The sequence below is a fragment of the Streptomyces sp. NBC_01408 genome (genome assembly GCF_026340255.1).
Classification (GTDB): Bacteria; Actinomycetota; Actinomycetes; order Streptomycetales; family Streptomycetaceae; genus Streptomyces.
This window is the reverse complement of sequence record NZ_JAPEPJ010000001.1, coordinates 2,428,078-2,452,733: the sequence shown is the minus strand read 5'-3', so window position 1 is coordinate 2,452,733 and position 24,656 is coordinate 2,428,078. Positions and strand designations below refer to the sequence as shown.

Annotated in this window: 21 protein-coding genes, 1 tRNA gene and 1 riboswitch; of the genes, 7 read left to right on the top strand and 15 right to left on the bottom strand. The window is 71.7% G+C overall.

The window, feature by feature from the left end; translation table 11 throughout:
• Window positions 1-231, top strand: a complete 231-nt coding sequence (locus OG447_RS11195) for a DUF4287 domain-containing protein (RefSeq protein ID WP_266936339.1) — start codon at window positions 1-3, stop codon at window positions 229-231.
• 141 nt (window positions 232-372) lie between these two features.
• Here the strand turns inward: OG447_RS11195 and OG447_RS11190 are convergent, their stop codons facing one another.
• Both OG447_RS11190 and OG447_RS11185 read right to left on the bottom strand, forming a co-directional pair.
• Window positions 373-1,233 carry a Bax inhibitor-1/YccA family protein gene (locus tag OG447_RS11190; protein WP_266936338.1) on the bottom strand — a complete coding sequence of 287 codons (861 nt, stop codon included), beginning with the start codon at window positions 1,231-1,233 and terminating at the stop codon, window positions 373-375.
• A gap of 160 nt (window positions 1,234-1,393) precedes the next feature.
• Window positions 1,394-1,475: transfer RNA gene (locus OG447_RS11185), tRNA-Leu, on the bottom strand.
• Window positions 1,476-1,898: 423 nt separating this feature from the next.
• On the opposite strand from OG447_RS11185, the gene OG447_RS11180 reads away from it, so the two are divergent.
• Together OG447_RS11180 and OG447_RS11175 are read left to right on the top strand one after the other, a co-directional pair.
• Entirely contained in the window at window positions 1,899-2,663 is a 765-nt protein-coding gene (locus tag OG447_RS11180) for an ABC transporter ATP-binding protein (protein WP_266938829.1), read from the top strand.
• 96 nt (window positions 2,664-2,759) lie between these two features.
• Window positions 2,760-5,312: an ABC transporter permease gene (locus tag OG447_RS11175; RefSeq protein ID WP_266936337.1), complete on the top strand. Its 2,553-nt coding sequence runs from the start codon at window positions 2,760-2,762 to the stop codon at window positions 5,310-5,312.
• A gap of 60 nt (window positions 5,313-5,372) precedes the next feature.
• Here OG447_RS11175 and OG447_RS11170 read toward each other — a convergent pair whose 3' ends face one another.
• From OG447_RS11170 to OG447_RS11130, 9 genes are all read right to left on the bottom strand, one after another.
• Window positions 5,373-6,713, bottom strand: a complete 1,341-nt coding sequence (locus tag OG447_RS11170) for a cyclopropane-fatty-acyl-phospholipid synthase family protein (RefSeq protein WP_266936336.1) — start codon at window positions 6,711-6,713, stop codon at window positions 5,373-5,375.
• A gap of 167 nt (window positions 6,714-6,880) precedes the next feature.
• On the bottom strand, window positions 6,881-8,266 hold the full coding sequence (locus OG447_RS11165) for an NAD(P)/FAD-dependent oxidoreductase (protein WP_266936335.1): 1,386 nt from the start codon (window positions 8,264-8,266) through the stop codon (window positions 6,881-6,883).
• A gap of 546 nt (window positions 8,267-8,812) precedes the next feature.
• Window positions 8,813-9,760 carry a Ppx/GppA phosphatase family protein gene (locus OG447_RS11160; protein ID WP_266936334.1) on the bottom strand — a complete coding sequence of 316 codons (948 nt, stop codon included), beginning with the start codon at window positions 9,758-9,760 and terminating at the stop codon, window positions 8,813-8,815.
• Window positions 9,757-10,293: a DUF501 domain-containing protein gene (locus OG447_RS11155; protein WP_266936333.1), complete on the bottom strand. Its 537-nt coding sequence runs from the start codon at window positions 10,291-10,293 to the stop codon at window positions 9,757-9,759. Before OG447_RS11155 ends, OG447_RS11160 begins: the two co-directional genes overlap by 4 nt.
• 72 nt (window positions 10,294-10,365) lie before the next feature.
• Window positions 10,366-10,854 (bottom strand): septum formation initiator family protein, encoded by a 489-nt coding sequence (locus tag OG447_RS11150; protein ID WP_266936332.1) that lies wholly within the window; start codon window positions 10,852-10,854, stop codon window positions 10,366-10,368.
• A gap of 91 nt (window positions 10,855-10,945) precedes the next feature.
• Complete coding sequence (gene eno / locus OG447_RS11145; RefSeq protein WP_266936331.1) at window positions 10,946-12,232, bottom strand: phosphopyruvate hydratase; 1,287 nt, start codon at window positions 12,230-12,232, stop codon at window positions 10,946-10,948.
• Between the two features lie 285 nt (window positions 12,233-12,517).
• A complete protein-coding gene (locus OG447_RS11140) occupies window positions 12,518-13,261 on the bottom strand; it encodes a transglycosylase family protein (RefSeq protein ID WP_266936330.1) in 744 nt (247 codons plus the stop codon).
• Between the two features lie 3 nt (window positions 13,262-13,264).
• Window positions 13,265-13,436: riboswitch (cyclic di-AMP (ydaO/yuaA leader) on the bottom strand.
• Window positions 13,437-13,712: 276 nt separating this feature from the next.
• Window positions 13,713-14,762: a transglycosylase family protein gene (locus OG447_RS11135; protein ID WP_266936329.1), complete on the bottom strand. Its 1,050-nt coding sequence runs from the start codon at window positions 14,760-14,762 to the stop codon at window positions 13,713-13,715.
• Window positions 14,763-14,865: 103 nt separating this feature from the next.
• A complete protein-coding gene (locus OG447_RS11130; RefSeq protein WP_266936328.1) occupies window positions 14,866-16,140 on the bottom strand; it encodes a cytochrome P450 in 1,275 nt (424 codons plus the stop codon).
• Between the two features lie 121 nt (window positions 16,141-16,261).
• Between OG447_RS11130 and OG447_RS11125 the strand changes: the two genes are divergently transcribed.
• A complete protein-coding gene (locus tag OG447_RS11125) occupies window positions 16,262-17,473 on the top strand; it encodes a globin domain-containing protein (protein WP_266936327.1) in 1,212 nt (403 codons plus the stop codon).
• 69 nt (window positions 17,474-17,542) lie between these two features.
• Here the strand turns inward: OG447_RS11125 and OG447_RS11120 are convergent, their stop codons facing one another.
• The gene (locus tag OG447_RS11120) at window positions 17,543-18,547 is read right to left on the bottom strand and encodes a nucleoside triphosphate pyrophosphohydrolase (protein ID WP_266936326.1); all 1,005 of its coding nucleotides are present in this window, start codon (window positions 18,545-18,547) and stop codon (window positions 17,543-17,545) included.
• Window positions 18,548-18,575: 28 nt separating this feature from the next.
• Window positions 18,576-19,196 (bottom strand): SurA N-terminal domain-containing protein, encoded by a 621-nt coding sequence (locus tag OG447_RS11115; protein WP_266936325.1) that lies wholly within the window; start codon window positions 19,194-19,196, stop codon window positions 18,576-18,578.
• A gap of 176 nt (window positions 19,197-19,372) precedes the next feature.
• Between OG447_RS11115 and OG447_RS11110 the strand changes: the two genes are divergently transcribed.
• From OG447_RS11110 to OG447_RS11100, 3 genes are read left to right on the top strand one after another with little or no spacing between them, the layout of a single operon-like run.
• The gene (locus OG447_RS11110; RefSeq protein WP_266936324.1) at window positions 19,373-21,757 is read left to right on the top strand and encodes a YfhO family protein; all 2,385 of its coding nucleotides are present in this window, start codon (window positions 19,373-19,375) and stop codon (window positions 21,755-21,757) included.
• A gap of 24 nt (window positions 21,758-21,781) precedes the next feature.
• Window positions 21,782-22,060 (top strand): type II toxin-antitoxin system Phd/YefM family antitoxin, encoded by a 279-nt coding sequence (locus tag OG447_RS11105; protein WP_266936323.1) that lies wholly within the window; start codon window positions 21,782-21,784, stop codon window positions 22,058-22,060.
• On the top strand, window positions 22,057-22,464 hold the full coding sequence (locus tag OG447_RS11100; protein ID WP_266936322.1) for a type II toxin-antitoxin system VapC family toxin: 408 nt from the start codon (window positions 22,057-22,059) through the stop codon (window positions 22,462-22,464). The genes OG447_RS11105 and OG447_RS11100 overlap by 4 nt, the downstream gene beginning before the upstream one ends.
• A 7-nt stretch (window positions 22,465-22,471) precedes the next feature.
• Here OG447_RS11100 and OG447_RS11095 read toward each other — a convergent pair whose 3' ends face one another.
• Window positions 22,472-23,980: a serine/threonine-protein kinase gene (locus OG447_RS11095; protein ID WP_266936321.1), complete on the bottom strand. Its 1,509-nt coding sequence runs from the start codon at window positions 23,978-23,980 to the stop codon at window positions 22,472-22,474.
• On the bottom strand, window positions 23,977-24,594 hold the full coding sequence (locus tag OG447_RS11090; RefSeq protein ID WP_266936320.1) for a hypothetical protein: 618 nt from the start codon (window positions 24,592-24,594) through the stop codon (window positions 23,977-23,979). The genes OG447_RS11095 and OG447_RS11090 overlap by 4 nt, the downstream gene beginning before the upstream one ends.
• Window positions 24,595-24,656: the final 62 nt, after the last annotated feature.

The following is a 24,656-nucleotide window of genomic DNA, read 5'->3' as shown; positions in this document are numbered from 1 at the left end:
ATGTCCGTAGAGTTCTCCGAGCAGACCCACCGCAACATGATCGACAGAATCCCCCGGGCCACCGGTCGTGGCATCATCGACTGGCTCCGCGCCGTCGACGAGGGCCCCTCCCTCGTCCGGTTCGAGGAGAAGGTCAGCTGGCTCCTCGGCGCGCACGAGCTGTCGTACGGCCAGGCCAAGGCGATCATCCACGAGTACGACCTGCGCAGGGCCGCACGCCGCTTCGGCTGAGCCCCTGATTCCCGCCCCCGACTCCAGTCCCCCGACCCCTGTCGCCTAGGAACGCGGGAAGGCCCCGCGAGCGGTGTGCTCGCGGGGCCTTTCCGGTGCTGCGGGCGACCGGACGGCTGCTGCCGGTCCGGCCGGGTCCTGCTAGTCGTCGCCCGAGAGGATCGAGAAGATGCGCAGCATCTCCATGTAGATCCACACCAGGGTCATGGTGAGGCCGAAGGCCGCCAGCCAGGCCTCCTCGCGCGGGGCGCCGTACGCCACGCCGTCCTCGACCTGCTTGAAGTCGAGGGCGAGGAAGCAGGCGCCGAGGATGACGCCGATGGCACCGAACAGGAGGCCGAGGCCGCCACTGCGGAAGCCGAGGCCGTCACCGCCGCCGAAGACGGAGAACAGCAGGTTCGCGACCATGAGCAGCATGAAGCCCATGGCTGCGGCCATCACGAAGCCGTAGAAACGGCGGGTGACGCGGATCCAGCCCATCTTGTAGGCGAAGAGCACCGAGGCGAAGACGCACATCGTGCCCAGCACGGCCTGGATGACCACACCGGGGCCCAGGTAGGTGCTGACGGCGGCGCTGATGACGCCCAGGAACACACCCTCGAAGGCCGCGTAGCCCAGGATGAGCGCCGGGACCGCCTTGCGCTTGAAGGCCTGGACCATCGCGAGGGCGAAGGCGACGAGACCCGCGACGATGGCAATGCCGTACGACGTGCCGAGGTTGGCGGGGTCGACCGGCAGCAGGACCCAGGCGAGGGTCGCCGTCAGAACGACCGTGCCGAGCGTCATGGCCGTACGGCTCACGACGTCGTCCATGGTCATCGCGTTGGTGTGCGGCGCCGCCTGCGGCATACCCGTGGTCGGGTCGGTCGCGTACGGGTTCGTCGCGTACGGGTTGGTCGCGGCCCCGGCCTGCTGGTGCTGCTGCGCGTCGAACTGCGCGTAGCCACCACCGGTGTCGCGGCTGAACCCCCGTCGCGAGAAGACCGGGTTACTGCTCCTCATCTCACTCCTCCGTGGCCACGGTGCGCGGCCTTGCAACAAGAGTAATGCGCTCGCAAAGAAAGCACCCTACTGCTGGAGGAGGATCTTAGGAGAAGGCACGGCGAAGCGCAGGGGATATACGAGGAGCCGCGCGAGAGCTGCGGAGCGCAGAGCTGCGGAGTGCCCGGAGCCGGACTTGAACCGGCACGGCCCGAGGGCCAGCGAGGTTTAAGCTCGCCGTGTCTGCATTCCACCATCCGGGCAGGGCGTAGTGGCCCCCGTAGAAAAGCCGTGAACACTGCGCCGAGCCTATCCGGAACGGACTGGCCGCCATCGGGCGCTCTAGCCGATGTTGTCTGATTTTATTGGCGCTTGAGTGGCCGTCAGACCCGAGAATGCGCGGTCGGCCCGTTTCGGGCCGCTATCGCCCCCGGTACGGGATTGACGGGATTTCGATGGCCCGCGCCACCCCGCGCGCCACCCCTGCGCGCCACCCCGTTGCTCCGGTCGGCCGTCAGGGCTCCTGTCATACCAGAGGAGGACACGGGAGGCCCGGTGATCAGACTCCAGTGGGCCGGAGAACGGGCACCTCGGCTGATCCCGAGCGGGGTCGGGTGCGGCGACGATGGGAACGTCCCGCCGTACTGCAGCCCCAGTCCCGAACAGGAGTCGCTTCCGTGACCACCATGAACTACGCCCCGCACACCGCCCAGGCCGTGGCCGCCCGCGCCACCGGCCTCTCCAAGGTGTACGGCCAGGGCGAGACCCGGGTGGTCGCCCTGGACAACGTCTCCGTGAACTTCGCCCAGGGCGAGTTCACCGCGATCATGGGCCCCTCGGGCTCCGGCAAGTCCACCCTGATGCACTGCGTCGCCGGGCTGGACACCTTCTCCGCCGGCTCCGTCCGCATCGGCGAGACCGAACTGGGCTCCCTCAAGGACAAGCAGCTCACCCAGCTGCGCCGGGACAAGATCGGCTTCATCTTCCAGGCCTTCAACCTGCTGCCGACCCTGACGGCCCTGGAGAACATCACGCTCCCCATGGACATCGCCGGCCGCAAGCCCGACCGGCAGTGGCTCGACACCGTGATCGCCATGGTGGGCCTCTCCGACCGCCTCTCCCACCGCCCGACCCAGCTCTCCGGCGGCCAGCAGCAGCGCGTGGCCGTGGCCCGCGCCCTGGCCTCCCGCCCCGAGATCATCTTCGGTGACGAGCCCACCGGCAACCTCGACTCCCGCTCCGGCGCGGAGGTCCTCGGCTTCCTGCGCAACTCCGTCCGCGAGCTCGGCCAGACCGTCGTGATGGTCACCCACGACCCGGTCGCCGCCTCCTACGCGGACCGCGTCATCTTCCTCGCCGACGGCCAGATCGTCGACGAGGTGCTCAGCCCCACCGCCGACGGCGTGCTCGACCGCATGAAGGCGTTCGACGCCAAGGGCCGCACCAGCTGACCCAGCCGGCCGGGGACCGCCCCGCGGCTCCGCAGCACGCCCTCGGAAGCCCTTGAGGCCTCCTCCAGACTTTCCAGCCCCAGGACTGAGACCCCCATGTTCCGTACCGCCCTGCGCAACGTCCTCGCGCACAAGGCCAGGCTGCTGATGACGGTGCTCGCCGTCACCCTCGGCGTCGCCTTCGTCTCCGGCACCCTCGTCTTCACCGACACGCTCAAGAAGTCCCTCTCCAGCCAGTCCGCCAAGAGCTACGAGGGCGTGGCCGTCTCGGTCACCTCGTACGGCCAGGGGCGCAACGAGAACGGCCAGAAGGAGGGCGAGCCCGGCCTCAGCCAGGCGACCCTCGACAAGGTCAAGGCCCTCAAGGACGTCGACTCCGTCTCCGGCCGCGTCTCCGGCTTCGCCGGCGTGGGCGACGAGAACGGCAAGCTGATCGGCGCCGGCTGGTCCAACAAGGGCGCCAACTACACGCCCGTCAAGGACGGCAAGGACCCGCACTACTCCTTCGTCCAGGGCGCCGGCCCGGTCAAGGCCGACGAGATAGCACTCGACAAGGCGACCGCGGAGGCGGGCTCGTACAAGGTCGGGGACAAGGTCCGCGTCGCCACCAACGGCCCGGTCAAGGAGTACTCCCTCGCCGGTGTCTTCACCACCGAGGACGGCGCCGTGCAGGCCGGCGGCAGCCTGGTGCTCTTCGAGACCAAGGTCGCCCAGGAGCTCTACCTCCAGCCCGGCTTCTTCCAGGAGCTGTCGGTCGGCGCCAAGGGCGGCGCCTCCGCGGACCAGCTGCTCGCCGAGATCAAGCCGCTGCTCGACAGCAAGAACACCAAGGCGCAGACCGGCGCGGCGCTCGCCGAGGAGCAGGCCAAGGACATCGAGAAGGGCCTCGGCCAGCTGAGCACCATGCTGCTCGTCTTCGCCGGCATCTCGCTCTTCGTCGGCGTCTTCCTCATCTACAACACCTTCACCATGCTGGTCACCCAGCGCACCAAGGAGCTGGCCCTGCTCCGCGCGGTGGGCGCCAACCGCGGCCAGGTCATGCGCTCGGTCCTCGCCGAGGCCCTGGTCGTCGGCATCCTGTCCGCCGCCGTCGGTCTGATCAGCGGCATCGGCCTGGCCGTCGGCATCCGCTCCCTGATCGGCTCCTTCGGCGCCAAGCTCCCGGGCGGCGGCCTCGTGATCGCGCCGGCCACGGTCGTCGCGGCCCTTGTCATCGGCGTCCTGGTCACCACGGTCGCCGCGGTACTGCCCGCCTGGCGCACCGGCCGGATCGCCCCGGTCGCCGCCATGGGCAGCGCCCACCTGCCGGCCAGCGCGAAGTCCCTGGTGCTGCGCAACGTCATCGGCTCCGTCATCGGCGTCCTCGCCGTCGGCCTGGTCCTGCTCGGCGTGTCCATGGGCAAGGACGAGGGCCGCATGACCATCGGTGCGGGCGCGTTCTTCATGCTCATCGGCATGATCGTGCTGCTGCCGCTGCTCTCGAAGCCGGTCATCGCGGCCGTCCGCCCGCTGCTGCAGAAGGTGTTCGGGGTCCCCGGCAAGCTGGCCGCCCAGAACGCCGTCCGCAACCCGCGCCGCACCGCCGTCACCGCCGCCTCCCTGGCGATCGGCCTCACCCTGGTCACCACCCTGTCGGTGCTCGGCATCACCGTGGGCAAGGTCGTCGACCGGATGAGCACCGAGAAGCTCCGGGCGGACTACCGGGTCTCCATGGCGGGCGACATGGGCAGCCTGGACAAGTCGGTGGCCGAGACCCTGGCCAAGGCCCCCGGGATCAAGGCGGTCTCCCCGGAGGCGGCGGGCTACTTCACGGTCGGCGAGGACTTCCGGTCGGCCTCCGGCGTCAACCCCGCCACCATCGGCCAGATGCTGAACATCGAGGTCACGAGCGGTTCGCTGGACAGCCTCGGCAAGGGCGAGCTCGCGGTCGCCGAAAAGACCGCGACGAAGCAGAAGCTCAGTGTCGGCTCCACCCTCCAGGTCCAGTACGAGGACGGCCAGAAGGGCACCCTGAAGGTCGGCGCGGTCTACAAGGACATGGAGGGCATGCTCTCCCCGTACGTCCTCGACAACAAGATCCTCAGCGAGCACAGCGAGGAGCAGTACACCCCGAAGGTGTACGTCAACGTCGACGGCGGGGCCTCCGCGGCCGGCCAGCAGAAGGTCGTCGACGCCCTGGGCAAGAACCCGGCCATCACCGTCGCCACCCAGCAGGACATGCGCAACGAGATGGGCGGCCTCATCAACACGATGCTGAACATCATGTACGGCCTGCTCGGCATGGCGCTGATCATCTCGGTGCTCGGCGTGGTCAACACCCTGGCGATGTCCGTCTTCGAGCGGACCCAGGAGATCGGCATGCTGCGGGCGATCGGTCTCGACCGGAGCCGGGTCAAGAACATGATCCGCCTGGAGGCCGTGGTGATCTCGCTCTTCGGCGCGGTCCTGGGCATCGCCATCGGTGTCTTCCTCGCCTGGGCCGTCGGCAGCACGCTGGCGAAGTCCATGCCGAACTACGAGCTGGTCCTCCCGTACGACCGGATCGGCATCTTCCTCCTGCTGGCCGCCGTGGTCGGCGTCCTGGCCGCCATGTGGCCGGCGCGCAGCGCCGCCCGCCTGAACATGCTCACCGCCATCAAGACCGAGTAGCGGTACGGGTAGACGCGCAGGGCCCGGGGCTGCAGCCCCGGGCCCTGCGCGTCTACCCGCCTACGCGCCCCAGGTGCGCAGCCGCAGCGGAAGCCCGGAGTCGCCGCCCGCCGCGGGTTTCACGGCGAGCACCTGGTTGACGCCGAGCCGGGCCCGTTCGAAGCCGAGCGCGCACGCCGCCATGTAGAGCTGCCAGACCCGGGCCCGGCCGGGCGAGGACAGCCGTACGGCCTCGTCCCAGTGCTCCTCCAGCCGCGCCACCCAGGCCCGCAGGGTCAGCGCGTAGTGCTCGCGCAGGGCCTCCACGTCGCGGACCTCGAAGCCGGCCCGCTCCAGTTCGCCGACCGTGGTGCCGAGCGGGGAGAGTTCGCCGTCCGGGAAGACGTAGGCGTCGATGAACCGGTCGATCCGGTACGCCTCTTCGTCGGGCGCCGGGCGGCGGGCGATCTGGTGGTTCAGCAGCAGGCCGCCGGGCCGCAGCAGGGCGTACAGGGTGCGGGCGTACTGGCGGTAGCGCTCGGACCCGACGTGTTCGGCCATCCCGATGGAGGAAATCGCGTCGTACGGCCCGTCCCTGACGTCCCGGTAGTCCTGGATCCGGATCTCGACGAGGTCGGCCAGGCCCTCGTCGGCGACGCGCTTGCGGGCGTACGCGGCCTGCTCGCGCGAGAGGGTGACGCCCGTGACCCGGACGCCGTACTCGCGGGCCGCGTGCAGGGCCATCGAGCCCCACCCGCAGCCGACGTCCAGCAGCCGGTCGCCGGCCCGCAGCCCGAGTTTGCGGCAGACCAGGCCCAGCTTGTCCCGCTGGGCCTCCTCCAAGGTGGAGCCGGGGCTCCAGTAGGCGCAGGAGTACACCATCGAGGGGCCCAGCACCCGCTCGTAGAAGGTGTTCCCGACGTCGTAGTGGTGGCTGATGGCCGCGCGGTCGCGGACCTTGGTGTGCCGGGGCCCGGAGTGCCGGGCGACCTCCTCGGCGGGCGGCGGGGGCGGCGGCAGCGGCCCGGCGAGGGTGACCAGCTCCCGGAGGGCCGCCCGCCGCACGGGATCGCGCAGCAGGGCGGTCAGGCCCGCGGGAGGGCGCGCCGGGGCCTCGTCGCCGGCAGGCGGTTCCACGGCGGCGGTCTCGGGCGGCCGCTCCCACAGCAGGCCCGCCACGCGCTCCAGCACGGCGTACAGGTCACCCTCCACCGTCAGCTCCCCCGCCACCCAGGCGCGGGCGAGGCCCAGTTCGCCGGGCTTCCACAGCACCCGGCGCAGCGCGCGGCGGTCGTGCACGGCCAGGAGCGGGGCTCCGGGCGGGCCCGCCTCACTGCCGTCCCACGCCCTGATACGGACGGGCAGCGGGGCGCCCAGCAGGATCTCGGCAACAGCGGCCAGCCGCGGCGCGGCGTCGGTCATGGCGCACCTCCACAAAGGTCCGACAGAACCGTCTACCCATCCGCCGCCCCGGGTAAGCCGCCCGTCCGTCCACACGCCCCTCCGGGTACGCCGAAGGGGCCGCCCGCACCACGGATGGCGGGCGGCCCCTTCGGGGTCGTGCTCAGCTGTTCAGCGGGAACAGCGGGTCAGGAGGCCTTGGCCTTCTGGGGGGTGTTCGCCGCGGCGGCCGGGGCCGGCGCGGGCTTGGCGGCCTCGTAGAACTCCTCGCGGGGAGTCTCCAGGGCGCCGAGGGAGACGACCTCGCGCTTGAGGAACATCGCGAGGGTCCAGTCGGCGAAGACGCGGATCTTGCGGTTCCAGGTCGGCATGGCCATGCCGTGGTAGCCACGGTGCATGTACCAGGCCAGCCGGCCCTTGAGCTTGATCTTCGTCTTGCCCATGACGATCATCGCGACGCCCTTGTGGAGGCCGAGACCTGCCACCGCACCCTTGTTGGAGTGCGAGTACTCGGTCTGCGGGAAGCCCCGCATGCCCGAGATGACGTTGTCGCCGAGGACCTTCGCCTGACGCAGCGCGTGCTGGGCGTTCGGCGGGCACCAGGCGTTCTCGACGCCGGCCTTGCGGGCGGCCACGTCCGGGACCTGGGCGTTGTCGCCCGCGGCCCAGATGTAGTCCGTGCCCGTGACCTGGAGGGTCGGCTGGGCGTCCACGTGGCCGCGGGGGCCCAGCGGCAGGCCGTAGCGGGCCAGGGCCGGGTTCGGCTTGACGCCGGCGGTCCACACGATGGTGTTGGAGTCGACCTCGAGGCCGTTCTTCAGCACCACGTGGCCGTCCACGCAGGAGTCCATGGAGGTGCTGAGGTAGATCTCGATGCCGCGGGACTCGAGGTGCTCCTTGCCCCAGGTGCCGAGCTTGGGCCCGACCTCGGGAAGGATCTTGTCGGCCGCGTCGACCAGGATGAAGCGCATGTCCTCGCGCTTGATCGTGGAGTAGTACTTCGCGGCGTCCCGGGCCATGTCCTCGACCTCACCGATGGTCTCCGCACCGGCGAAGCCGCCGCCGACGAAGACGAAGGTGAGGGCCTTGCGGCGGACGTCCTCGTCCGTCGTGGACTCGGCCTTGTCGAGCTGCTCGAGGACGTGGTTGCGCAGGCCGATGCCCTCTTCGACGCCCTTCATACCGATGCCCTGTTCGGCGAGGCCGGGGATCGGGAAGGTGCGGGACACGGCGCCGAGCGCGATCACCAGGTAGTCGAAGGGCAGCTCGTACGCCTCGCCGACCAGCGGCGTGACGACGGCGACCTTGCGGTCCTGGTCGATGGTCGTGACCCGGCCGGTGAGGACCTCAGCCTTGGGCAGCACGCGTCGCAGCGGGACGACGACGTGCCGAGGCGAGATGCTGCCTGCGGCCACTTCGGGGAGGAAGGGCTGGTAGGTCATGTACGAGCGCGGGTCGACAACCGTGACGGTCGCCTCGCCGTAACGCATCTTCTTCATGATGCGCTTGGCTGCGTACAGGCCTACGTACCCACCTCCTACAACGAGGATCCTGGGACGCTCCGTGGTGCTCATGGAACGAGTATCCAGCACCCAAAGGGGTGCCGCTCGTGAGCCCCTTCACAAGCAGTCGGAGACCCTCTGCTACACTGCGCGGCCCACGTGACCCAGGTCATGGCGCCCAACGGGAACCACGGTGTAACGGGAGTCGTTGTACACCCGCCCTGAACTGGCCTCCAGGCCCTCAACCGGACTGGACCACGGCTCTTTGTCCGTACCTCTGATACGGAACCCGTCGCGTCCGCTATTCGTACGAACGACCCCCGAGGACGCCCTGAAGCCCTCCGGAGGGGCCCGAACGACCCTCGTGTTGACCCATCGGACCCCAATTCCTTGTGAAGAACTTCACGAAGTTCATGTGGATCACGGGACCAAAGTCCCCTCCAGCCCCCTCTTCAGGCGACCCACCAGCCGGTTCGGCCTGCGAATCAGGGCCTCCGGCGCCCCGCTGGCTGCCCGCGACGAGAGCGCCGAACGCGGCGTACGAGAGCAGCAGGGCGGGGCTGACCGACCTCCGGGCCCCCGGCGAAACCGCGGGGGCCCAAGGCTGTCGGCCGGGGCTCAGGCGGCGGACCAGGCGATTCCGTCGAGGATGTCGTGCTCCGAGACCACGACCTCCGAGGCTCCGATCCGCTCCATGACGGCCAGCAGGACCAGCGCGCCCGCGCCGATCACGTCCACCCGGCCGGGGTGCATGACCGGGATCGCCGCGCGCTGCGCGTGCGTCGACGTCAGCATCCGCTCGGTGACCTCGCGGACCTGCTCGTAGGAGATCCGGGAGTGGTGGATGGCCGAGGAGTCGTACTCCGGCAGGCCGAGGGCGATCCCGGCGACCGTGGTGACCGAGCCGGCCAGGCCCACCAGGGTGCGGGCCTCGGCCAGCGGGACGGACTCGGCGGCCAGGTCCAGCGCCGCCTCGATGTCGGACCGTACGGCGGCCACCTGCTCCCGCGTGGGCGGGTCGCTGACCTGGCCGTCCACCGCCAGGTGGCGCTCGGTCATCCGGACGCAGCCCACGTCCACCGAGCGGGCGGACCGGACGTGGTCCTCGCCGACGACGAACTCCGTCGAGCCGCCGCCGATGTCGACGACGAGGAACGGCCGCTCCAGGTGGTCGTGAGCGGTCAGCTCCCTGGTGGCGCCGGTGAAGGAGAACTCGGCCTCCTGGTCGCCGGAGATCACCTCGGGCTCCACGCCCAGGATGTCCTTGACGCCCTGGACGAAGTCGGCGCGGTTCTCCGCGTCCCGGGAGGCCGAGGTGGCCACGAAGCGCACCCGGTCGCCGGAGACGCCGTGCCGCGCGATGATCTCCGCATACACGCTGCACGCGTCGAAGGTCCGCGCCAGGGCCTCGGGGGCCAGCCGGCCGGTCTTGTCCACGCCCTGGCCGAGCCGGACGATGGTCATCCGGCGGTCGAGTTCGACCAGTTCTCCGGTGGCCGGGTCGCAGTCCGCGACGAGGAGCCGGATGGAGTTCGTACCGCAGTCGATGGCCGCGACCCGGGTCACTCGGACTCCTTCTTCTCGCCGCACAGGGTGACGCAGGCACCCTTGGCCCACCACTCCGGCAGCATCGCCAGGGCCTCGTCGCCGAACGGGTTCACGCCCGGGCCGGCCGCCAGGGAGTGGCCGACCAGCACGTGCAGGCACTTGACCCGGTCCGGCATCCCGCCGGCGCTCGGGAAGCCCTGGAGCACCTCGATGGCGTCACGGCGCTGGATGTAGTCCTCGTGCGCGGCCCGGTAGGCGGCGGCCAGCTCCGGGTCCTCGGCGAGCCGGGCCTGCATCTCCTTCATGACGCCGTTGGCCTCCAGCGTGCCGATGGCGCCGGCCGCGCGCGGGCACGTCAGGTAGTACAGCGTCGGGAAGGGGGTGCCGTCGGGGAGCCGCGGGGCGGTCTCCACCACGTCCGGCTGGCCGCACGGGCAGCGGTGCACGATGGCGCGCAGCCCGCGCGGCGGGCGGCCGAGCTGCTGCTCGAACGCTTCGATGTCCGCGTCGGTCGGCTCGGTCCGGTCGGTCTGGGGCGGGGGCGTCTGCATGCCTGGAGGAAGTCTCTTCGTTCTCGTGGATGGGTGCGGTGCTCGACGGCGCTGGTCAGGCGCCGGTGATGGTCAGTCGCCGGGGCGGTCGGCCTTGTCGACGCCGTCCCAGACGTTCGAGTACCAGGGCCGGTCGGACCCGGCCTGGCCGGTGCGGCGCGGCTCGGGACCGCCCGCCCCGGGGTCGTTCATGATGTAGCCGGTCTCCCCCGGACGGAGGTAGTGCAGGTGCTTGCGCGCCTGCTGCTCCGCGTAGGCGTCGTCCTGCCAGCGGGCCTTCTCGTCGCGCAGCCGCTCGAGGCGTTCGCGCGCGGTGGCGGCGGCCCGCTGCTGCTCCGCGATCTCCGAGCGCTGGGAGACGTACTGGCGCATCGGATACGCGAGGGCGACGACCAGCGTACAGAGGACGAGCACCAGCAGGGCTGCCCGGCCGGTGAGCCGGCTGCGGCGGACCTGACGGCGCGACTGGGAGCGGTAGACGTGGGCGGCGGTCCGCTCGCCGAGCTGCTTGAGCCTGGTCGCGGTGGAGAAGGTGGAGAACCGATCCCGGTTCCCGGCCATTGATCCCGCCTCCCCTATATGCGTACGACGCAATACGTCCCCGCACACGGTACGGGACCGAGTGCGGGGACGTACGGAGGCAAGAGCGTGATTAGCCCTTGAAACGCGGGAAGGCGCTGCGGCCCGCGTACACCGCGGCGTCGTCGAGGATCTCCTCGATGCGCAGCAGCTGGTTGTACTTGGCGACGCGGTCCGAACGGGCCGGGGCGCCGGTCTTGATCTGACCGCAGTTCACGGCGACGGCGAGGTCGGCGATGGTGACGTCCTCGGTCTCACCGGAGCGGTGCGACATCATGCACTTGAAGCCGTTGCGCTGGGCCATCTCGACGGCGTCGAGGGTCTCGGTCAGCGAACCGATCTGGTTCACCTTGACGAGCAGGGCGTTCGCGGAGCCCTCCTCGATACCGCGGGCCAGACGCTCCGGGTTGGTGACGAAGAGGTCGTCGCCGACGATCTGGACCTTGGTGCCCAGCTTGTCGGTGAGGGTCTTCCAGCCGGCCCAGTCGTCCTCGTACAGCGGGTCCTCGATGGAGACCATCGGGTACGCGGAGACGAGCTCCTCGTAGTACTCGGTCATCTCGGCGGCCGAGCGGGACTGGCCCTCGAACTCGTACTTGCCGTCCTTGTAGAACTCGGACGCGGCGACGTCGAGCGCGAGCGCGATGTCCTTGCCCGGGGTGTAGCCGGCCTGCTTGATGGCCTCGACGATGAGGTCGAGCGCGGCGCGGTTGGACTCCAGGTTCGGCGCGAAGCCGCCCTCGTCACCGAGACCGGTGGAGAGGCCCTTGGTGTGCAGGACCTTCTTGAGGGTGTGGTAGACCTCGGCACCCCAGCGCAGCGCCTCGGAGAAGGACTCCGCGCCGATCGGGGCGATCATGAACTCCTGGATGTCCACGTTGGAGTCGGCGTGCGACCCACCGTTGAGGATGTTCATCATCGGAACGGGCAGCAGGTGCGCGTTCGGACCGCCGAGGTAGCGGAAGAGCGGCAGGTCCGAGGCCTCGGACGCGGCGTGCGCGACGGCCAGGGAGACGCCGAGGATGGCGTTGGCGCCGAGCGAGCCCTTGTTGTCGGTGGCGTCGAGGTCGAACATGGCCTGGTCGATCAGGCGCTGCTCGGTCGCGTCGTAGCCGACGAGCTCCGGCCCGATCTGCTCGATGACGGCCAGGACGGCCTTCTCGACGCCCTTGCCGAAGTAACGGTTGGGGTCACCGTCACGGAGCTCGATGGCCTCGAAGGCACCGGTGGAGGCGCCGGACGGAACTGCAGCACGGCCGGTGCTGCCATCGTCGAGGCCCACCTCGACCTCGACCGTGGGGTTGCCTCGGGAGTCCAGGATTTCCCGGGCTACGACGACGTCGATGGACGGCACGAGCATCTCCTTCTGGGATGTGACGCTGGGTGTGCGGTGGCGTGTCAGGCCGTGGGACGGCCTTGCCGACTAGAGCCTAACCGGCTCCGGGCGATCGGCCCGCCGACCGCCCGCCTCCTGGGACGAAAAAGGGCCCGAATACACGTCTTCCAGGACATAGGACCCCTGCCCGGGGCGGTTCTGACGGTGCACATGCCACCGCCCGGCGCGTGGAAGGGGCGCGCCGGGCGGTGGGTGGTGCATGCGTTCAGCGGCGGGCCGCGAACTGTCCTGCGGTCATGACCGCAGTGTTCAGCTGAGCTTCAGCTTCTGACCGGGGAAGATCAGGTCGGCGTCCGCCACGATGTCCTTGTTCAGCTCGTGGAGGTGCTGCCAGCCGCCCTGGACGCCGTTGGCCTCGGCGATGTTGCCGAGGGTGTCGCCGGGCTTGACCTCGTACGAGCCGTTGCCGGTCTTCGGGGCCTCGGTCTTGGGGGCCTCGGTCTTCGGGGCCTGGGCCTTCGGCTTGGCCGGGGCCGGGACGGCGGCCGTGGAGCGCTCGGAGCGGGTGGTCGGAGCCTCGGAGCGCTTGGTCTCCTTCTTCGGCTCGGCCTTCTTCTCCTGCTTCTTCGGCTCGGCCTTCGGCTTGGAGGGGGTCTCCGCCGCGCCGCCACCGGTGTACGAGGAGTTGGACAGGCCGACGCCGCAGGACGGCCAGGCGCCCTTGCCCTGGCCCTTGAGGACCTTCTCGGCAATGGCTATCTGCTGGGACTTGGTGGCCTGGTTGGCCTGGGCGGCGTACGCCTTGCCGCCGTAGCCGGCCCAGGTGGAGGACGAGAACTGCAGGCCGCCGTAGTAGCCGTTGCCCGTGTTGATGGCCCAGTTGCCACCGGACTCGCACTGCGCGACACGGTCCCACTCGGAGCCCGTGGCGGCGCTGGCGGAGCCGGCCGCCATCAGGGGGGCGGCGACTGCCACACCGGTGACACCGGCGAGCGTGACGATGCGAGCGGCCTTGGAGGCGCGGCGGTGCTTGCCCTTGCCGGAAAGCAGCATGGAGTTTCTCCTCACCGACGCCTACGAGGTGAGCTGTCGGGTTCGGGCGAGTGAGTTGCCCGGCCGTGCGACTGGCGCACGTCTTTACCCCAAGCCGGTGGCGTGACCGTCTCTCAACGGCCGCTCCCGGCGCCTACCTTGGTTCCCCCGCTCCTGCCTTCGGCGCTTGACGCGACGACTGTTCCCCCCGTCCGCCGGCAGGATTCGGCGATGCGGTCGAAGGAGCCCGCGGTGGCGAGCGATTCAGAAGGTAGACAGGTCTCTCCCCGATGTTCAACGAGCGACATCGGGGAGAAACGACCCCTACTTGCGCCCTCCGCAAGGCTGTTTGCGCAGGTGAGGGCGGGGTTTGCAGCAGCTTCCGGGCAGGACACGCCAGTTGACCTGAAGAGACACATGTCTCACTTACAGAAAACCGACATTCAGCCCTTTCCGGATGCCCGAAGTGCCGCTATTTCTTACTTAGATCCAGATTCTGACCGGGCTTGATCAGGTCGGCATCCCCGCCGATGACCTGCTCATTGGCCTGGTAGAGCGCGTTCCAGCCCCCCTTGAGCCCCTTGGCGTCCGCGATGCCCGTCAGGCTGTCGCCCGCCTTCACCGTGTACACGGGGTCCGACGCGGCATCAGGTGTGCCGGGGGCCTCGACCGCGGGCGTGCCACGGTGCTTGCCGCCGCCCTCGGCCGGGGCGGAGGGGTCGGCGGAGGGGGCCGGGGCCGTCGGGTCGGCCGAGGCGCCCGGGGTCGCCGGGTCCTTCGGGCCGGACGGGCCGGACGGGGAAGTGCTGGGGGCCGTGGGCGCCGTCGGGTCCGGGGAGGGGGCCGGAGTGGTCGGGTCCACCGGAGCGGTGCTCTCGCCGCCCGGGACCTCGGGGCTCACCGGAGCGGACGGGTCCACCGTCGGGGGGAAGTCCGGCGCGGGCATGACGGGCAGTCCGCTGGACGGGGCGAGCGGGCCGTCGGGGATCACGAACGACGGGGTCCCGGACGGGCTCGGCTTCGGGGTCGGAGCCCCGAAGTCCTTGGCCGGCGCACCCTTTCCGGCGGGCGGCACCACGTCGTCCGGCCGGGACGGGGAGGGCTTGACGGGCCCGGAGCCGCCCGGGTCCACCTCGGCGGCGGGGCCCTGCTGGCTCAGCCCGGCCGAGGCCGCGCACAGCGGCCACGCCTGCGGTCCCTGGGAGGCGAGCACCCGCTCACCCACGGCTATCTGCTGGGCCCGGCTCGCGAGGTCGGGCCGCTCGGCGAAGTCGAGCCCGCCGGCGCCCTGCCACTGCTCCTGGGTGAACTGGAGCCCTCCGTACGCGCCGCTGCCGAAGTTGGCGCTCCAGGTGCCGCCGCTCTCGCATTCGGCGACTTTGTCCCAAGTGGAGGTGTCGGCGGCCGTGGCACTGGTGGCGGCAAGCAGCGGCAGGGCCAACGCGGAGCCAGTGACTCCGGCGGTGACTACCAGCGCGGGGACCTGGCGGGGGCGTCTGTGGCGGCCGTTCCCGGAACGCATGAGGGTGCACCTTTCGCATAACGGCGGGGTAACGGCAGAACCTAGCCTCCTTCGAACGGTTGTCACAAGTTCCGCCGATAACTGACTTCCGGTCAGCGTGCCTTCAGACGTTTGGGGGTGTGAAGCGGACGGGAAGGGTGCGCAGGCCACGCATGATGAGCCCGCCCCGCCACCGCAGGTCTTCGGGGGGAATGGCAAGTTCCAGATCGGGCAGACGCGTCAGCAAACTCGCGAGCGCCGTCTGCCCCTCAAGTCGCGCGAGCGGAGCGCCCAGGCAGTAGTGGATCCCGTGCCCGTAGCCGAGGTGCTGGTTGTCCGTCCTGGAGAGGTCGAGGGTGTCCGGATCGGCGAACCGCTCCGGGTCCCGGTCGGCGGCCGCGAGGACGACCAGCACCGGATCGCCGGCCGCGACCTCCTGGCCGCCGAGGGTCAGCGCCTCGGTGGCGAACCGCCAGGTGGCCAGCTCCACGGGGCCGTCGTAGCGCAGCAGCTCCTCGACCCCGGTCTCCAGCAGGGCGCTCTCACCTGCGGCGAGGGAACGCTGGAGGCGCTCGCGCTGGCCGGGGTTCATGAAGAGGGAGTGGACTCCGTTGCCGATGAGGTTCACGGTGGTTTCGAAACCGGCGAAAAGCAGGATGAAAGCCATGGCGGTGGCTTCGGCTTCCGTCAGGTGGTCGCCGTGGTCGCTCGCCCGGATCAGGTCGGAAATAAGGTCATTGCCCAGATCATCCCGCTTGCGGTGGATGAGTTCCCCGAGGTAGGTCCGCATCTGCTTCACGGAACGGGCGACGCCGCCGCGCGGGCCGCCGCCGTGGCGGATCATCATCCCGGCCCAGTCGCGGAAGTCGTCCTGGTCCTCGCGCGGTACGCCGAGCATCTCGCAGATGGCGTAGATGGGGAGCGGGAAGGCGAACTCGTGGATGAGGTCCGCCTCACCCCTCTCCGCGAACTGATCGATGAGGTGGTCGGTCAGCTCCTGCACGCGCGGGGTGAACTCGGCGACGCGGCGCGGGGTGAACGCCTTGGAGACGAGGCGCCGCAGCCGGGTGTGGTCGGGCGGGTCGATGTTGAGCAGATGCGTCATCAGCTCCGCCTTGCGCTCCCCCGGGATCCCGGTCTTGCCCTTGGCGTGCGCCGATCCCTCGTGGTGCGCCGGGTTCTTGCTGAGCCGCTGGTCGGCGAGGGCCTGGCGGGCGTCGGCGTACCGGGTCACCAGCCAGGCCTCGACCCCGCTGGGCAGCTTGGTGCGGTGCACCGGGGAGTGCTCGCGCAGCCAGGCGTACGCCGGATAGGGGTCGGTCGCGAACTCCCAGTCGAAGAGGGTCGGACCCTCGGGTCCGGGGGTGTCGGCTGGGGCTGGGGGAGTCTGCTCATGCACCCGATGACCGTATCCCGGCCCGCACCCGGCACCCCATATGGGCTGTTCGTCGCGGCTGTCCGTAGATCCCCCTTCCCTTGACCTCAGGTTCCCCCGCGTTCCTACTTTCGGTTTTGTGGATGTGAGGATCTTGAAAAGCAGCTTCGCGGTGGTGGAGAGACGGGCCGAGCACGCGGTCAAGTTCTTCTACTCCCACCTCTTCTGGCACAACCCCGGCATCCGTGACCTCTTCCCGGCCTCCGCCCAGGACATGGAGCGCCAGCGGGACCGGCTCTTCGCCGCGCTCACCCACGTGATCGCCCACCTGGAGGACGACAGCCTCCTCCCCTATCTCCGCGACCTCGGGCGCGACCACCGCAAGTTCCTGGCCGGCCCCGAGCACTACTCGGCCGTCGGCTCCAGCCTGCTCGCCGCGCTCGCCGCGACCTCCGGCGAGGCCTGGAACCCGGACGTGGAGAAGGCCTGGGCCGAGGCGTACCAGGTGATCGCCGACGCGATGACGGCCGGCGCCGACGAGAGCGAGGACCCGCCGTGGTGGGACGCCGAGGTCGTGCGCCACCTCCAGTACGGGCAGGACATCGCCGTACTGACCCTGCGGCCGCACGCGCCGCTGCGCCATCTGCCCGGCCAGTACGTGAGCGTCAGCAGTGACCGGGTCCCGACGACCTGGCGCACGTACTCGATCGGCAGCGCCCCGCGCCCCGACCACACCGTCGACCTCCACGTCAGCCGGATCGAGCACGGGCGGCTCAGCAACGCCCTGGTCCGCGAGGTCCGGCCCGGCGACGTGCTGCGGCTCGGCGCGCCCGCCGGCCGGCTGACCTTCCGCCGCGAGGACCGCCCGGTCAGCTTCATCGCCGCGGGCACCGGCTGGGCGCCGATCCGGGCCATGCTCGAAGAACTCGCGGAGCACCCTCCCGATCAGGACGTACGGCTCTTCGTGGCCGCCCGGGACGCCGCGCACCTCTACGACCGCCCGCTCATCGACGCGTGGGAGGCCGCCCGCGACTGGCTCGCCGTCACCTACATCACGCCCGCCCCGGGGCAGCACCGCAACCAGGCCACCGACCGGCTCGCCACCGCGCTCGGCCACCGCGCCATGTGGCCGGACCAGGACGTCTACCTCAGCGGACCGCCGCTGTTCATCGAGGCGACCGCCGGCCTCCTGGAGGAGCTGGGCGCCCGCCCCGGCCGGATCTTCTACGACTCCGTACCCGCCACCGGCCGCGACAACGGCGCGGGCGGCCGCCCGCTGGGCTTCGGCGAGTGGTTCCTGAACCGGCCCGCCCCGCACTGGCACAACCCCTCGGGCCGCGCGCCGGGGAACCACTGACCTCCGCCGGTGCCGTGGCCGGAAGGGTTTGCCGGCGGCGCGACCCGGTGGACCTTTCCGGTCGCAGTATCAGGGAGTAACGCCCTCGGCGGCCCGGATCGCGTCCCGGTAGGCGCGGGCCGCCGCGCGCAGCGCGGTCTCCGGGTCGGTGCCCGCCGCCTCGGCGCGCGCCGCCAGGGCCAGCAGCTCGTAGCCGATGCCCTCGCCGCGGGGCAGTTCCACGGCCACCCCGCCCGCGCGGACCCGGCCCGCGAGCTTGGCCGCCAGCGCCAGACCGGGCTGGCCCAGCGGGATCCCGTCCGTGACGGACTCCCGCTGCTTCTCGACCGCCTTGGTGCGCTGCCAGTGCGCGTGGACGTCCTCGGGGGTCTCGGCCTTCGCGTCGCCGAAGACGTGCGGGTGGCGGTGGACCAGCTTCTCCACGAGGGTCCCGGCGACGTCGTCGATGGAGAACGCCTCGTCCGCGTCCTCGCCGGTGCCCTCCTGCGCGATGCGGGCGTGGAAGACCACCTGGAGGAGTACGTCCCCGAGCTCCTCGCGCAGTTCCTCGCGGTCCCCGTCCTCGATCGCCTCGACGAGCTCGTACGCCTCCTCGATCGCGTACTTGGCCAGGCCCCGGTGGGTCTGCTGCGAGGTCCAGGGGCACTCGCGCCGGACCCGGTCCATCACCTGGACCAGGTCGAGCAGGCGCGCGCCCGGCAGGTCGTAGGAGCCCGGCAGCAGTTCCAGGTCGGGCATCTGGACCCGGCCGGAGCCGGCCAGCCGGGCCAGCCCGTCGGTCAGCCGCTGGTCGCCCTCCCCGCCCGGCAGGACCACGACGGTCCGGCCGCCCGCGCAGGCCTCGACCAGCGCCTGCGCGTCCGGGCTCTCGTGGACGACCTCGACCCCCGCCTCGCGCAGGTACGGCAGCTGAGGGTGGCCGGGGTCGGCGCACAGCACCCGGTCCGCGGCGTGCAGGGTCTGCCACGCGGGCCAGGACAGCACGCCGGGGGCGACCCGGTGGCTGGTGGTCAGCAGGACGATGCGGCCGGTGGGCTCGGCCGTGGTGAATTCGGAGGGGTCGTGGTCGGTCACCCTCCGAACCTACCTCCGGTCGCCGGTGTCAGGCTCCGGCGGGGGGCGCCTGCTCCGGTGCGGTCCGCTGGGTGATCCAGGGGGTGTCCGCCGCACCCAGACCGATCTGGCGGGCGTCCCATGCCCCGTAGCGCGGGTTCACCTCGATGTCTAGCTGCTCGGCGGCCTGGGAGAGCGGCTGGAGGATCTTGTCCTCGCCGAAGCGCTCGGTGAGCTTGCCGAGCAGCAGCTGGAAGCGCAGCTCCTCGTCGATCTGCGCGGGCGCGAGGGGAACCCGGCCCTGGAGGGCCCGTTCCTCCAGGCCTCCCGCGCCCTTCTCCTGCGCCTCGCGGGATTCCTCGATCTCCTTGGTGCTCACCGAGATCCCCGCGCCGTCCGCGGCCTTCTCCAGCACCCGGAGCTGGATCATCTTGCCGAGCTTGGCCCGCTCCAGGTTGGGGGTGCGGGCGATGAGTTCGGCGGCGGCCTGGCCCGAACGGTTCTGCGCGGCGCGGACGTCGTTGACCTGGGCCTGGAGCGCGGAGGTGGTGATCCGTTCACCGCCGACGACGGCCGCCGTGCCGGGGCGGGTCTCGCCCGAGCAGGCGGACAGGAGGGGAGCCGCCACCAGCAGGGCGGCGGAGACGGAGAGCGCTGTGCGACGGTGCAAAGGAGCCTCCAGGGCCGGGAGATTGTGCGTTCTTGCACAAGGCCGTGCGGTGATCGATGTTATGAGGTCAGAGTGGTCCGAGCCACCGGTTCGACCAACGATTCCCGGGGTGTTGGGGTTCGCGTTCACCCGGTGGCCATCCTTCGGACCCCCGGTGCTGCCAGGGTCGCCCCACCATGTCGACACCGCACCGCTCGCCGCGCCGCCGGAGCCTGTCGGGCTCGGCGCTCGCCGCCCTGATCACGACGGTGGCCGTGTGCGCCGGGGACGCCGCCGCCCGCGTCTTCCCGTACGGACCGCGCCACCGCAGCATCAACGACCTCGGCAATCAGTTCGTGCCCTTCCACGCGCACCTGTGGGACCTCCTGCACGGCCGTGCGCAGGGCGGACTGCTGTTCAACTGGCAGTCCGGCTACGGCACGAGCTTCCTGCCGGACCTGGGCACCTATCTGGCCAGCCCCTTCGCCGTGCTCGTCGGGCTCTTCCCGCGCGCGGACATAGACCTCGCGGTGTACGTGGTCACCGTGGCGAAGACGGCCGCCGCGTCAGCGGCCATGACCTGGCTGCTGCGCACCCAGCGGCGCGGGCCGTGGTGGGCGGCGGGGCTGCTGGGGGCCTCGTACGGGCTGTGCGGCTGGTCGGTGATCGAGGCCGCCTACAACCCGATGTGGCTGGACGGGCTGATCGCCTTCCCCCTGCTGTGCCTGACGGGCGAATGGGCCCTGCGGGGGCGCCGGCCGGTGGTGGGGGTGCTGGTGGTCGCCCTGTGCTGGACGGCGAACTTCTACACCGCCTACATGGCGACCCTGGGCGCGGCGCTGGTGCTGCTGGTACGGGTGGTGCTGACCCGGGAGGGCGCGGCGGAACGGCTGCGGGTCGTCGGCCGGGCCGCGTTGGCGACCGTCCTCGGGATCGCCCTCGCCGCGCCGGTGCTGGCCCCGCTCTTCCTCAGCTCGGGACAGGCCTACCCGGGGTGGGTCAAGGAGTTCCGCCCGGTGTCCTGGGCGGACCTGTTCGCGCGGCTGCTGCCGGGCACGTACTCCTTCTCCTCCCCCGCCGTCTTCGTCGGCACCGGAACCCTGCTGCTGCTGGCCGCGCTGCCCTTCCACCGGGCCGTGCCGGCGCGCACCCGGCTGTACTGGGCGGGGCTGACGGCCGTCGTCGCGCTGTCCCTCCAGTGGGCGCCGGCCCACCTGGCCTGGCACCTCTTCGCGACGCCGAACGGCAGCCCGTACCGGCAGACCTTCGTGCTGGCCGGGATCGCCGTGATCGCCGCCTGGACCGGGCTGGCGGCGGGCCTGCCGGGGGTGCGGGCGCTGGCGGCCGGGACGGGGCTGCTGGCGGCGGCCGCCTGGTGGTCCCGCGGCAGCACCCTGGCGACGTCCTCGGGGTACGTGCTGTTCTGCGGCGGGCTCGCGGTGGCCGGCGCGGCCTGGTGGGCGCTGCGCCGGCGCAGCCTCGTGCTCCCCGCGGCGGGCCTGCTGGCGACGGTGCTGCTGGTCCAGGCCGCGGCAACCACCGCGTACGGGCACAAGGGCAAGCTGGGCGGCCTCGACGACTACCCCTCCTGGGGCCCGGCCCACACGGCGCGCGCCGAGGCCCTGGCCGGGGCGGAGGGCTGGCCCGCGTACCGCACCGACCCGAGCCGGCCCGCGCTGTCGGGCAACGACCCGCTGCTGCTGGGCGGGGAGGGCGGCTCGTACTACAGCAGCCACACCCCGGCGGTGTTCACGGACACGATGGTGGCCCTCGGGGCGGGCTGGACCTCGCGCGGGCGCAACGTTCAGAGCATCGACAACCCGGTGACGGACGCCGTGTTCGCGGTCGGCGCCCGGCTGCGGCCCGACGGCACGATCGGCCGGGCCGAGGTCCCGCCGCTGGTCACCGTCCGCCCGCCGGGCCCGCTCCGGGCCTACGGGGACTCCCCCTTCGCCAACCAGGAGCTGCTGCTGGGCGCGAGGGTGTACGAGGACCCGGTCGCGCCCGGGGTCTGCCGCGCGGGCACGGAGGCCTACCTGTGGGCGCCGGAGTACAACGCGACGGCCCGCCTCGCCGACGGGCCGGGCTTCCGGCTGAACGGCAGCGCCCCCCGCAACCGCGCGGCGCTCCAGCCGATGGGTCTCTCCCGGGGGCCCTCCTCGGCCCTCGTCTTCGACGCGGCCCCGCCGCCCCGGTGGACCCTGTCCTGCCTGGACCGGCCGCTGCTCGACGCGGCAGTGGTGTCCCTGCGCGCCTCGGCGGCGACCTCCCTGCGGGTGGGCTCCTCGGACATCCGGGCCGAGCTTCCCCCGGGCGCCACGGGCACGGCGGTCCTCTCGGTCCCCGCGATCGCGGGATGGAGCTGCAACGGCCGCCCGGCCGCGGCCCACCTGGGCCTGGTGTCGGTCCCCCTGGACGGCCGGACCACACGGGTGACCTGCATCTTCCGGCCTCCGGGCCTGTTCCCCGGGCTGGCACTGGCGGGCGCGGCCCTGGCCGCACTGCTGGCCCTCCGCCTCTCCGCCCGCCACCGCGGGAAGGCCACGGTCACTCGTTCGGACGAAACCGCCCTTCCGGCGTAGAACACAACGTTCTACGCTGACAGCATGGACCGCATCCCTGTACGTGAACTCAACCAGCACACCAGCGCCGTGCTCGCGCGAGTGCAGCGCGGCGAGTCCCTGGAGGTCACCGTGAGCGGAACGGCCGTTGCCCGGCTCGTCCCCGTCACCGCGACGCAGTCCCTGCTCGATCGCCTGGTTGCGGAGGGGCGCGCCACCGCCCCCCTCTCCGGCGGACCTTTCCCGCTCCCCCCCGTTCTGGGGGATCCCGGGGTGGATTCCGCCGCAGAACTCGCTGCCGCGCGTGACGAGGAGCGCTGGTGATCTACCTCGACTCCGCGGCCGTCGTGAAGCTGGTGCGCCGGGAGCAGGGCAGCGCCGAGCTGGTCGAGTGGCTGGCCGAAAGGCCTCAGACGCCGCTGGTTTCGTCCTCCCTGGTCGAGGTCGAGGTTCCGCGAGCCCTCCGCCGGTCCGCCCCGCAGGCGCTGGCCGGCGTACCGGGGGCGCTGACGCGCCTGTACCGGCTGGAGATCGACCACGCCGTGCGGGCAACGGCCGCCGCCTACACGGACCCGCTGCTGCGGTCGCTCGACTCCCTCCACCTCGCCACGGCGCAGCTCCTGGCCGGCCAGCCCGGCGCCGAGCCGCTCACCTTCGTGACGTACGACCAGCGCCTCCTGAAGGCGGCGGAGGCGCTGGGGCTGGCGATCGCCTCGCCGGGCGCCTGAGGCGGCGTCAGCGCACCTGGCCCAGCCACTGGAGGGTGCGGCGGATCTCGGCCGGGAAGGCGTGCGCCGGGCCGTGCAGCCGTTCCGCGTCGAACAGCAGCCGGGCCAGGGTGTCGTGGGCCGCCGGGCGGTCGCCCAGGGAGAGCAGCAGGTGGGCGATGCGGCGGCGGACCTCCAGCGGGAGGCCGGGGTCCGGGTTGGCGTAGTGGTTCTCGAACAGCGGGAGCAGCGAGCGGTACTCCGCCAGGGCGGCGGCCGGTTCGCCGAGCTGTTCCAGGCACTGCGCCGAGTCGTAGCGGAAGCGCAGCGACTGGGGGTCGCCGGCCGGGAACTCGTCGGCGAGACGGCGCAGTTCCGGCAGGGCGCGACGGTACTGGCCGTCGTCCATCAGCGTGGCGGCGTACTGCTTGCGCAGGGAGCGGACCACCGGGGAGTGCTCGCCGTGCTCGGCGGCCGCCGCCGGGAGGATGCCGCCGAGGATGTCCCCGGCCTGGGTGAGCCGGCCCTGGTCCAGGAGCTTGCGGGCCTCGTCGACGGCGCCCGGGATGTCCGGCTTGGGCGGCGCCGGGGGCGCGCTCGGCCGGGGCGGGATGACGGCCGCCCGGTCGGGCCAGGGGGCGTGGGGGCGCAGGAAGGGCCGGGTCGGGTCGAGCGGGCCGGCCGGGCCGGCGCTGCCGCGGGAGGGCAGCAGCGGGGAGAGCGCCTCGTACACCTCCTGCGCGGAGCCGGGCCGGTCCTGCGGGTCCTTGGCGAGGAGGTGCATCAGCACCGCCTCCAGCTCGGCCGGGATCTCCGGGCGCAGCCGCCGGACGGGGAGCGGCGGCTCGTACAGGTGGCGGTGCAGGACGCCGAGGGCGGTGGATCCGGCGAAGGGGACGTTGCCGCTGAGGAGTTCGTACAGCAGCACGCCGAGCGCGTACAGGTCGGTGGCCGGGCCCACCGCGCCGCCCATGGCCTGCTCGGGGGCCATGTACGCCGGGCTGCCGATCGGTGTTCCGGTGCTGGTGAGGCGGGTGGTGTCGGTGTCCATCACCGAGGCCACGCCGAGGTCCAGGACCAGGACGGTGCCGTCCGGGCGGACCATCACGTTGCGGGGCTTGAGGTCGCGGTGCACGATCGGCACCGCGTGCACGGCCGACAGCACCGCGCACAGCTGCGCGGCGACCGCGACCGCCCACTGCCAGGGGTACGGGTCGTGCTCGGCGAGGTGGTCGGCCAGGTCGGCGCCCTCGACGTAGCCCATGACGAGGTAGAGCTCGTCGCCGTCGCTGCCCGCGTCGTGCACGGTGACCAGGCCGGGGTGGTCCACCTGGGCGGTGACCCGGCACTCGCGCACGAAGCGGCGGCGCAGCTCCTCGGCGACGGTACCGGGGCCGGCGACCTTGTCGGGGCGCAGCAGTTTGACGGCGACGCGCCGGTCCAGGCGGCGGTCGTAGGCCGTCCAGACCTGGCCCATGCCGCCCTGGCCGAGGACGGTGGCGAGCTGGTAGCGGTCACCGATGAGGCGGTCGGTCACCGGTTCGTATCCCCGTCGGGGGACGTCTGGTCGCGGGGCGGCTGGTTGCGCAGGAGCTCACTGAGCTCGTCCAGTTCGGCGCGGACCTGCCCGATGCGCGGCTGCGTCTGGGGCTGGGGCTGGGGCTGCGGCGGCATCGGCGGGTGCGCGGGGGCCTGCTGCTGGGCCGGCGGGTACCCGTACCCCTGGACCGGCGGCTGCGGCTGGGGCTGCGGGGGCACGTAGGGCGCGGGCTGCTGCGCCGGGTACCAGTGTGCGCGCTGGGCCGCGGACTTGGCCTCGTAGTGCTTGATGTCGGCGACGAGGTAGTACACGCAGATCGCGAAGCCCGTGAAGAGCGAGCCGCCCATGCCGAGGTTGCCCTGCCAGCCGCTGGTGTCCTCCGTGGGGTCCATGCCGACCAGGACGAGGAAGGAGACGGAGAGCACGCCGCTGACCACGAGCAGCACCCAGTCGTGCGCCTTACGGGTGAGCAGCGCGAGCCTCAGCATCGTTCCCCAGGCGAAGAACCCGCAGGTGAGGATCGGCAGCAGCGTGAACAGCACCCGGAGTGCCACCACGCCCCCGGTGGTGGGCTGGTGACCGTGCTGCGGCGGGAGGCCGGGGCCGTGCATCGCTGCTCCTGACGGGCCGTGCGGAAAGGGTTTCGGGTCTGAGCGTATACAGCGTCCCCGGC